Raw genomic sequence first — 1,176 nt, forward strand, 5'->3', positions numbered from 1 at the left:
GCGCGCCGCCGACCGGCTGGCGCCGTCGCCCGAACCCGCCTGGACGACGTCGGCGCACGCCGCGGACGACGCGCTGCGGGAGTCCGACGCCACCGTGACACGCGAGTTCGAGCTCGACGACCGGCGCATCAACGGCCGGACCATGGACATGGGCCGCATCGACGAGACCGCCACCGTGGACGCCACCGAGGTGTGGGAGGTGCGCAGCATCGTGCCGATGCCGCACAGCTTCCACGTGCACGACGTCCAGTTCCGCGTCCTGACGGTCGACGGCGACCCGCCGCCGCCCGAGCTCGCCGGCCCCAAGGACACCGTGTACCTGGAACCGAACCGCACCTACCGGCTGCTCATGCGGTTCGAGGACTACACCGACCCGGACGTGCCCTACATGTTCCACTGCCACATGCTGCTGCACGAGGACGAGGGGATGATGGGCCAGTTCGTCGTCGTCGAACCGGGGCAGGACGCGGGGACGGTGCCCGAGCACGACGGCGGGGCGGAACACGGGGATCACAGCGGTGCCGATCCCGGGGGCTCCGGGCCGGACGTGGCTCCAGGCACGGACGTGCACCAGGGGCAGCACTGAACCTGTGGCACGCTCGTCGCGTGACCCTCTCGCTGCCCCGCACCATCACGCACGTCCTGCTCGACCTCGACGGCACCCTCACCGACTCCGCACCCGGCATCATCGCGTCCCTGCGCGCCGGCTTCGCCGACGCCGGGTTCGCCGTCCCGTCCGCGGAGGTACTGCGGGCCTTCGTCGGCCCGCCCCTCGGGGCCAGCATGACCGGCATCGGCCTCTCCCGGGCCGACGCCGACACCGTCATCACCGCCTACCGGCGCGACTTCGAGGTCCACGGCATGATCGGCGGCAACTCCGTGTTCCCCGGCATCCCGGAGGCGCTCGCGGGCTTGCGGGACGCCGGGGTGACGCTGCTGGTCGCGACCGCGAAGCCCCAGCCCTACGCGAAGCAGATCGTGGAGCACTTCGGGCTGGCCGGCTACCTGGCCGGCGGCCTCGACGGCGTCCACGGCGCGGCCGCCGAGTCCGCGGGCCTGGTGCAGGGCAAGGAGGTCGTGGTCGAGCGGGCTCTGGCGCACGCGGTGGCGCTCGGGGCCGACGCCGGTCAGGTCGTGATGGTGGGCGACCGCGAGCACGACGTGCACGCCGCCGCC

2 protein-coding genes are annotated in these 1,176 nt (G+C 73.2%); both read left to right on the plus strand.

Annotated elements, in window-relative coordinates:
• A partial coding sequence (locus tag PROKR_RS35000) for a multicopper oxidase domain-containing protein (RefSeq protein WP_036964343.1) occupies positions 1 to 586 on the plus strand: 586 nt, incomplete at its 5' end.
• A 20-nt stretch (positions 587 to 606) separates the two neighbouring features.
• A partial coding sequence (locus PROKR_RS35005) for an HAD hydrolase-like protein (protein WP_051433001.1) occupies positions 607 to 1,176 on the plus strand: 570 nt, incomplete at its 3' end.

The sequence above is a fragment of the Promicromonospora kroppenstedtii DSM 19349 genome (genome assembly GCF_000515355.1).
Lineage (GTDB): Bacteria > Actinomycetota > Actinomycetes > Actinomycetales > Cellulomonadaceae > Promicromonospora > Promicromonospora kroppenstedtii.